We start from the raw sequence: 7,843 nt of genomic DNA, 5'->3' as shown, positions 1-7,843 counted from the left end.
CGCACAAGACCACGACGACGGTGGCGATGGATTTCGGGCGGGTGTCGCTGGACCGGGATCTGATTTTGTATCTGTTCGGTACGCCGGGTCAGCATCGGTTCTGGTTCATGTGGGATGACCTGGTGCGTGGGGCGATCGGTGCGGTGGTGCTGGTCGACACCCGGCGGCTGGCCGACAGCTTCCCCGCGGTCGACTACTTCGAGGAGGCCCGCCTGCCCTTCGTCGTCGGCGTCAACGGCTTCAACGGGGAGTACACCCACAGCGAGGACGAGCTCCGCGACGCCCTCACGCTGTCGCCACGCGTCCCGATCGTCCGCACCGACGCCCGGGACCGGGAATCGGTCAAGAGCACCCTGATCACGCTCGTCGAGCACGCGCTGTCGTCCCATGTGGGCGCGATCCGGTGAGGGGACGGCCCGGTTCCTCCGGGATCTCACCACCGCGGCGCGGGCGTGAAAGCCGCGCGGGCGGATAGTCTGGGGAGACTGACTGTCCACCGACCCGTCCACTCGCTTCGAGGCTGGCCAAACACGTGTTCGAGACGCTTTCCGACCGGCTGACTTCGGTCTTCTCCTCCCTTCGGTCCAAAGGCAGGCTTTCCGACGCCGACATCGACGCGACCTGCCGCGAGATCCGCATCGCGCTGCTCGAGGCGGACGTAGCGCTGCCGGTCGTGAAGGACTTCGTGTCCCGGGTCAAGGAGCGGGCCCGCGGCGCCGAGGTCTCCCAGGCGCTGAACCCCGCGCAGCAGGTCGTGAAGATCGTCAACGACGAGCTCATCGAGGTGCTGGGCGGCGAGACGCGGCGGCTGCGCTACGCCAAGACCCCGCCGACCGTCATCATGCTGGCCGGTCTTCAGGGTTCGGGTAAGACGACCCTGGCCGGCAAGCTCGCCAGGTGGCTGCGCGACCAGGGGCACGCCCCGCTGCTCGTGGCCTGCGACCTGCAGCGGCCCAACGCGGTGCAGCAGCTCGCCGTCATGGCCGAGCGGGCCGGGGTGGCGGTGTACGCCCCCGAGCCGGGCAACGGCGTGGGCGACCCCGTCGCGGTGGCCCGGCAGTCCGTGGACCACGCGCGCCGCCAGCAGCACGACGTGGTCATCGTCGACACCGCCGGCCGCCTCGGCATCGACCAGGAGCTGATGAAGCAGGCCGCCGACATCCGCGACGCGGTCACCCCCGACGAGGTCCTGTTCGTCCTCGACGCCATGATCGGCCAGGACGCGGTCAGCACGGCCCGCGCGTTCATGGACGGCGTCGGCTTCGACGGCGTGGTGCTGACCAAGCTCGACGGCGACGCCCGCGGTGGCGCCGCCCTGTCGGTGCGGCACGTCACCGGCCGGCCCATCATGTTCGCCAGCACCGGCGAGAAGCTCGAGGACTTCGACGCCTTCCACCCCGACCGCATGGCGGGCCGGATCCTCGACATGGGTGACATCCTCACCCTGATCGAGCAGGCGCAGAAGACGTTCGACGAGCAGGAGGCCGCCAAGATGGCGGGCAAGCTCGTCTCCGGTGACGGCTTCACGCTGGAGGACTTCCTCGAGCAGATGATGATGGTCCGCCGGATGGGGCCCATCAAGAACCTGCTCGGGATGATGCCGGGCATGGGGCAGATGCGCGACCAGCTCAACCAGGTCGACGACCGCGACCTGGACCGCATCGCGGCGATCATCCGCTCGATGACCCCCGGCGAGCGCCAGGACCCGAAGATCATCAACGGCTCGCGGCGGGCGCGCATCGCCAAGGGATCGGGCGTCACGGTCACCGAGGTGAACAACCTGGTGGTCCGCTTCTTCGAGGCGCAGAAGATGATGAAGCGGGTGACCCAGGGCATGGGTATCCCGGGCATGCCCGGCGGGCGCAAGCAGAAGGCGCAGAAGCCCAAGAAGGGCCGTCGCGTCAGCGGCGACCCGCGCAAGGCCGCGCTCGGCAAGGCCGGCGCGAACGCGTCGTCGCAGGACGCCCCGAAGCTGCCCAAGGGCATGCTCGGCAACCTCGGCGGCGGCCAGCTGCCCCCCGGCCTGGAGCTGCCGCCCGGCTTCGACCCGTCGAAGCTGAAGCTGCCCGGCCAGAACTGACGGACCCCGGCAGCCGGACCCGCCCGCCGTTCCCGGCCGGCGGGTCCCGCGTCACCGCCGGCCCGCGCGCAGTGCCTGCGTCAGGGGCACGCGCAGTGTCGTCGGCAGGCCGGCGCAGGGCCGTCGGAGGCCGGCGCGGTGCCTGTCGAAGGCTCGCGAAGTGCCCTCAGAGGCTCGCGCGGTGCCCCTCAGAGGCTGGCGCGGTGCGTCAGAGGCTCGCGCCCGGGGCCATCGGCCTGGCGTCGATCCTGCCGTCGTCGCACACCGTCGCGCTGAACGGGACCTCAAGGTGCGCCACCTCGTCCGGCGGGATGATCATCAACCGGGCCGAGGCGGGGCAGCGGGTCTCGTGCCCGCTCGGCACCACCGTCCAGTGGAGCCGGGCATGCGCGCTGGCCCCGGGGCGCAGCGTGACCCGATGCGGGGTGACGCTCTCGCGGCGGGTGCGCGTCCGCAGCACGTCGCCCCGGCCGTCGATGAGGACGAGCCCGACGAAGCCGTACACCCAGCAGGTCTTCGCCGAGGTGTTGGTCAGCACCAGCGGCGCGTAGCGGTTGCCCGCCGCCGGGTCCTGCCGTCCCACCCTGGCCCGCAAGCCGGTCGTACGGCACCGCGCCGGGGCGGCACCCGCGGTGCGTGCGGCTGCGCCGTACCGGACCGATGCCGCGCCCGCCGCGGTGGCCCGTCCCGCGTCCGCGGCGGTGTCCGGTGTGGCCGCTGTGGCGTGCCGTGTCGTCTGTGGTGTCGTGTGCGGTGCCGTCTGTGCTGCCGGTCGCGGGGGCGTCTGTGTGACGGGGTGCGCGGCGGCCGCGGAGCGCGCGGCGCTCGTCGCGCAGCCGGTGGCCAGCAGGGCGAGGGCCGCCGCCCCCGCCGCCAGGGTCCTGCTCGTGGTGACTCGCATGTCCGGTTGGACGGCTCACCAGCGCGATCAGTTCGCATGCCCGTTCCGGAGACATGGGCACATCCGTGCCGAAATCAGGGCGGCGGTGGAACCGTCCTTGGCGGAGCATGGGGAATCATCTGGCAGAATGTCAGGCTGGAACATCGTGACCAGGCGGGTGCCCTCTCACCCCCGCCGGTCGCGCCTGTCCCTCGGGCGGGCTCCCGTCGTGCCCCACTCGATGAGACACCGCTCACCCACGCTCTAATGCAGGAGAGACCACACCCGTGGCAGTCAAGATCAAGCTCAAGCGGCTCGGAATGATCCGCAACCCGCAGTACCGCATCGTCGTCGCCGACGCCCGGAACAAGCGGGACGGCCGTGCCATCGAGGAGATCGGCCTGTACCACCCGAAGGAGAACCCCTCGCGCATCGAGGTGAACTCCGAGCGGGTGCAGTACTGGCTGGGCGTCGGCGCGCAGCCGACCGACCCGGTTCTGAAGATCTTCAAGCTGACCGGCGACTGGCAGAAGTTCAAGGGCGAGCCCGCCCCCGCCACGCCGCTCCAGGTCGCCGAGCCCAAGCCCGACCGGCACGCCGCGTACGAGGCCGCCGCCAAGGAGTCGCTCTCGGGTGACACCGGCGCCGCCGCGACCACGCCGAAGAAGGCCAAGAAGACCGTGAAGGCCGAAGAGACCGCCGAGGCCCCGGCCGCGGAGGAGAAGCCGGAAGGCGAGGCCTGAGGTGCTCGAGGAGGCCCTCGAGCACCTGGTCAAGGGCATCGTCGAGCATCCGGACGACGTCCGGGTCCGCGCGCGGCGCATCCGCACCGGGCGCGTTCTCGAGGTCCGGGTTCATCCCGACGACCTCGGCAAGGTCATCGGCCGTGGCGGCCGTACGGCCAAGGCGTTGCGCACCGTCGTCAACGCGTTGTCGAACGGCAAGTACGTGCGGATCGACCTGGTCGACCTGGAAGAGGCGCGCTGAGCCGAACTGACGCGTCCGGGGGACCCCGCACAGGGGTCCCCCGGCGTGTTTTCCGGCTCAGGATCGGTCTCATCCGGGCGGTTCGCGGGGACAGGCGGTTCGGACGGTGGCGTCCGAACCGTCGCGGAGAAGTCGCGTAGAAGTCGCGATAAAGCGGTAGCGGAGGTAGGCGACAAGTGCAGCTAGTCGTGGGCAGGATCGGCCGCCCGCACGGCGTGCGGGGCGAGGTCACGGTCGAGGTGCGCACCGACGAGCCGGATCTGCGCTTCGCCCCCGGGGCGACGCTGGCCACCGACCCGGTCTCGGCCGGGCCGCTGACCGTGGAGCGGGCCCGGTGGCACAAGGGGATCCTGCTGCTGACCCTGGCCGGTGTGGAGGGCAGGGACGCCGCGGAGGCGCTGCGCGGCACGCTGCTCGTCGTGGACTCCGCGGACCTGCCGCCGATCGAGGACCCCGACGAGTTCCACGACCACGAACTGATCGGCCTCACGGTGGTCACCACCGAGGGGGAGCGGGTCGGCGAGGTCAGCGACGTCCTCCACCACGGACAGGACCTGCTCGTGGTGGCCCGTCCGTCCCGTGACGAGGCGTACGTCCCGTTCGTCAAGGCGCTCGTGCCCGAGGTCGACCTCGGCAAGGGAATCCTCGTCGTCGACGCACCGCCCGGCCTGCTCGACGCCGCAGAGGCGGAGTAGGGGCCGCACATGCGCGTCGACATCGTCTCGATCTTCCCGGAGTACTTCGCCCCGCTCGACGTGTCCCTCATGGGCAAGGCCCGGGAGCGCGGCATCCTCGACATCCACCTCCACCAGCTTCGGGACTGGACGCGGGACGTCCACAAGACCGTGGACGACACGCCGTACGGCGGGGGCCCCGGCATGGTGATGAAGCCGGAGGTCTGGGGTGAGGCCCTCGACGCGGTGATCGAGAACGGGCGAGCCGCCTCCGGGGAGGACGCGCTGCCCCGGCTGATCGTGCCCACGCCGAGCGGCCGGCCGTTCACGCAGAAAGTGGCGTTGGAGTACGCCGAAGAGCCGTGGCTGCTGTTCGCCCCGGCCCGCTACGAGGGCATCGACTCCCGCGTCGTCGCCGAGTACGGCGAGCGTCTGCGCGCCGACGAGGTGAGCATCGGCGACTACGTGTTAGCCGGGGGAGAGGCGGCCGTGCTGGTGATGGTCGAGGCCGTGGGGAGGCTGCTGCCGGGGGTCCTCGGCAACGCGCGCTCCGTCGCCGACGACTCCTTCGCGCCCGGTGCCATGGCCAACCTGCTGGAAGGCCCCGTCTACACCAAGCCGCCCGTCTGGCGGGGGCACGAGGTGCCGGAGATCCTGCTGTCGGGCCATCACGGCAGGATCGCCCGCTGGCGGCGCGACGAGGCCCTGCGGCGCACGCTGGCCAGGAGGCCGGAACTGGCCGCCCGGCTCGACCGGGACGGCCTCGACAAGCACGACCGGCGCGTCATCGAGGAGTTCGAGGAGCGCCCTGAGGAGCGCCCTGAGGAGCGCCGTGGGAAGTGCGGCGAAGAGCGCCCTGAGGAACCTCGTGAGGAACGTCGTGAGGAGCGCCTTGAAGGGCGCCTTGAGGGGTGCCGTTCCGCCGCCGAATCCGGCACTGCGTTTCGCGCAGGGCCGGAAGGTATGGCAGACTGAATCGCTGCTGCCTACTTCGGCATGGCCGGGTGCGTCCCGGTCTGGACGCGGCAGACAAGACGTATCAAGCCAAGCACGCGTGTCCCCCTCGTCGCCGAGCCTCCGGCCCGGCCGGGTGGACCTCCGTGTGCCCATGTCAATGAGGAACCGACGCCATGCACACGCAGATCCAGGAGATCGAGAAGGCTGCCCTTCGCAGCGACGTACCGGCTTTCCGCCCGGGTGACACGCTGGAGGTCCACGTCCGCGTCGTCGAGGGCAACCGGTCCCGCATCCAGGTGTTCAAGGGCTTCGTCCTGCGCCGCCAGGGCGGTGGCATCCGTGAGACGTTCACGGTCCGCAAGGTCAGCTACGGCGTCGGCGTCGAGCGCACCTTCCCGGTTCACAGCCCCGTGATCGAGAAGATCAACGTGCTCACCCGCGGCGACGTCCGCCGGGCCAAGCTGTACTACATGCGTGACCTGCGCGGGAAGGCCGCGCGCATCCGCGAGAAGCGCGAGGCGCAGCCGGCCGGCAAGTAAGGCTTTGAAGATCGTGGTCCGTGCCCCAGGCGCGGGCCACTTTCTTTTTGCCGGTGATGCGGTGTCCCCGACGCTCGCCGTCGTGGACATCATCTAGGCTCAGCAGCGATGGCTAGCGAGGGACAGGGGCCGGGCACGCGCCGCCCTGCCGAGGACGGGGTGGACGTGGTCGCCGAAGACGTCAAGCAGAACGCCGAGGACGGGAAGAAAAAAGGCTCGTTCTGGCGGGAGTTGCCCGTTCTGATCGTGGTCGCCCTCGCCCTGGCCCTGCTGATCAAGTCTTTTGTGGTCCAGGCGTTCTACATCCCGTCCGAGTCGATGGAGAACACGCTCCTCATCAACGACCGCGTGCTGGTGAACAAGCTGGTCTACCACGTACGCGACATCGAGCGCGGTGACATCGTCGTGTTCTCCGGGGTGGACTCCTGGGACCCCGAGGTGAAGCTCGAGGAGCCGTCCAACCCCATCGCGGCGGGGCTGCGCTGGCTCGGCAACGCGTTCGGGGTCGTGCCGGGGGAGAAGGACTACATCAAGCGCGTCATCGGCGTGCCGGGCGACAAGGTCAAGTGCTGCGACAAGCAGGGCCGGGTCACGGTGAACGGCGTGCCGCTGGAGGAGAAGTCGTACCTGTATCCCGGTGACGAGCCGTCCGGGCGCGAGTTCGAGGTCACCGTCCCGCCGGACCGTCTGTGGGTGATGGGCGACCACCGCTCGGTCTCCTGGGACTCCCGCCTGCACATGGGTGACCCGGGTGGCGGCACCATCCCCGCCGACAAGGTGATCGGCCGTGCCTTCGTCATCGTCTGGCCGTTCGACCGGGCCAAGATCCTGCCGATTCCGGAGACGTTCGCGCAGCCGGCGCTCCAGGCGGCCCTCGGGGCGGCGCCGTTCGTCGCGGGCCTCGCGGGGGCCGTGCCGCTGGTGGCCCTGCGCAGGCGGCTGGCGAGGCGGACGTGACAGAGCCGGAGGAGACAGCCGTGGGAGACGCCGACGAGAGTCGCTTAGGAACCGCAGGGCCGGCCGGGGCGGCGGACCGCGTTCCGGAGGCGGCGGCGGTGCGGGCCGGGGGAGAAGACGAGCGGACCACCGGCGACGAGAAGGGCCGGCCCGCGAAGAAGAAGGGCTCCGGCCTTCTGGAGACCCTCCTGTACGTGCTCGGCGGGGTCGTCGTCGCCCTGCTGGTCCACGCCTTCCTGCTGCAGTCGTTCTACATCCCGTCGGAGTCGATGCAGAACACGCTCCTGGTGGACGACTACGTGGTGGTCAACAAGCTGGCGTACAAGCTCGGCCCCGTGGAGCGCGGCGACATCGTGGTCTTCAAGGGCTGGGACGGCGAGGACACGATCAAACGGGTGATCGGCGTCGGCGGCGACCACGTGAAGTGCTGCGACGCCAAGCGCCGCATCACGGTGAACGGGACGCCGCTGGACGAGGAGAACAAGTACCTCTACCCGGGGGTCTATCCCTCCGGCCGCGAGTTCGACGTCAAGGTCCCCAAGGGGCGGTTGTGGCTGATGGGCGACCACCGGAACAACTCGGCGGACTCGCGCTCCAACATGGAGGACGGGCATCAGGGCACGGTCTCCGAGGACGACGTGATCGGACGGGCGTTCCTGCGCTACTGGCCGCTGAACCGGATCTCGTTCCTGTCCCGGCCCGAGACTTTCTCCGCCGTACGCTGATCTCACCTGCGGCTTTGCCGCCGATGACGGTTCCGGCCGTATCG

At 70.3% G+C, this 7,843-nt stretch carries 9 protein-coding genes and 1 pseudogene; 9 read left to right on the top strand and 1 reads right to left on the bottom strand.

From position 1 onward, the window contains the following. Together HHX41_RS38675 and ffh are read left to right on the top strand one after the other, a co-directional pair. On the top strand, positions 1-407 hold a 407-nt coding region (locus HHX41_RS38675; RefSeq protein ID WP_182909900.1), incomplete at its 5' end, for an ATP/GTP-binding protein. Between the two features lie 125 nt (positions 408-532). After that, positions 533-2,080, top strand: coding sequence for a signal recognition particle protein (gene ffh / locus HHX41_RS38670; protein WP_169981936.1), 1,548 nt, complete (start codon positions 533-535; stop codon positions 2,078-2,080). Positions 2,081-2,288: 208 nt separating this feature from the next. Here ffh and HHX41_RS38665 read toward each other — a convergent pair whose 3' ends face one another. Beyond that, positions 2,289-2,981, bottom strand: coding sequence for a DUF4232 domain-containing protein (locus HHX41_RS38665; protein ID WP_182909899.1), 693 nt, complete (start codon positions 2,979-2,981; stop codon positions 2,289-2,291). A 266-nt stretch (positions 2,982-3,247) separates the two neighbouring features. On the opposite strand from HHX41_RS38665, the gene rpsP reads away from it, so the two are divergent. The 7 genes and pseudogenes from rpsP (at position 3,248) to lepB (HHX41_RS38630) (ending at position 7,799) form a co-directional block, all read left to right on the top strand. Beyond that, positions 3,248-3,703: a 30S ribosomal protein S16 gene (rpsP, locus tag HHX41_RS38660; protein ID WP_169981934.1), complete on the top strand. Its 456-nt coding sequence runs from the start codon at positions 3,248-3,250 to the stop codon at positions 3,701-3,703. Between the two features lies 1 nt (position 3,704). After that, a complete protein-coding gene (locus HHX41_RS38655) occupies positions 3,705-3,947 on the top strand; it encodes an RNA-binding protein (protein WP_079320659.1) in 243 nt (80 codons plus the stop codon). A 176-nt stretch (positions 3,948-4,123) separates the two neighbouring features. Next, positions 4,124-4,642 carry a ribosome maturation factor RimM gene (gene rimM / locus HHX41_RS38650; RefSeq protein ID WP_182909898.1) on the top strand — a complete coding sequence of 173 codons (519 nt, stop codon included), beginning with the start codon at positions 4,124-4,126 and terminating at the stop codon, positions 4,640-4,642. 9 nt (positions 4,643-4,651) lie between these two features. Continuing rightward, a pseudogene (gene trmD / locus HHX41_RS38645) lies at positions 4,652-5,416 on the top strand (tRNA (guanosine(37)-N1)-methyltransferase TrmD); the annotation flags it as partial. A 335-nt stretch (positions 5,417-5,751) separates the two neighbouring features. Continuing rightward, a complete protein-coding gene (rplS, locus tag HHX41_RS38640; protein WP_169981931.1) occupies positions 5,752-6,117 on the top strand; it encodes a 50S ribosomal protein L19 in 366 nt (121 codons plus the stop codon). Positions 6,118-6,225: 108 nt separating this feature from the next. After that, positions 6,226-7,074 (top strand): signal peptidase I, encoded by an 849-nt coding sequence (lepB, locus tag HHX41_RS38635; protein ID WP_169981930.1) that lies wholly within the window; start codon positions 6,226-6,228, stop codon positions 7,072-7,074. Positions 7,075-7,094: 20 nt separating this feature from the next. Further along, entirely contained in the window at positions 7,095-7,799 is a 705-nt protein-coding gene (lepB, locus tag HHX41_RS38630; RefSeq protein WP_310742371.1) for a signal peptidase I, read from the top strand. The last annotated feature ends 44 nt before the right edge of the window (positions 7,800-7,843 follow it).

This window comes from Microbispora sp. H13382 (assembly GCF_014161445.1).
GTDB lineage: Bacteria > Actinomycetota > Actinomycetes > Streptosporangiales > Streptosporangiaceae > Microbispora.
This window is presented reverse-complemented; position numbering and strand designations above follow the sequence as displayed.

What these genes read in the sequence shown, in the direction of transcription:
- rplS (WP_169981931.1), top strand. Translation starts at nt 5,752, where the DNA reads ATGCACACGCAGATCCAGGAGATCGAGAAGGCTGCCCTTCGCAGCGAC.
- HHX41_RS38665 (WP_182909899.1), bottom strand. Translation starts at nt 2,981, where the DNA reads ATGCGAGTCACCACGAGCAGGACCCTGGCGGCGGGGGCGGCGGCCCTC.
- lepB (WP_169981930.1), top strand. Translation starts at nt 6,226, where the DNA reads ATGGCTAGCGAGGGACAGGGGCCGGGCACGCGCCGCCCTGCCGAGGAC.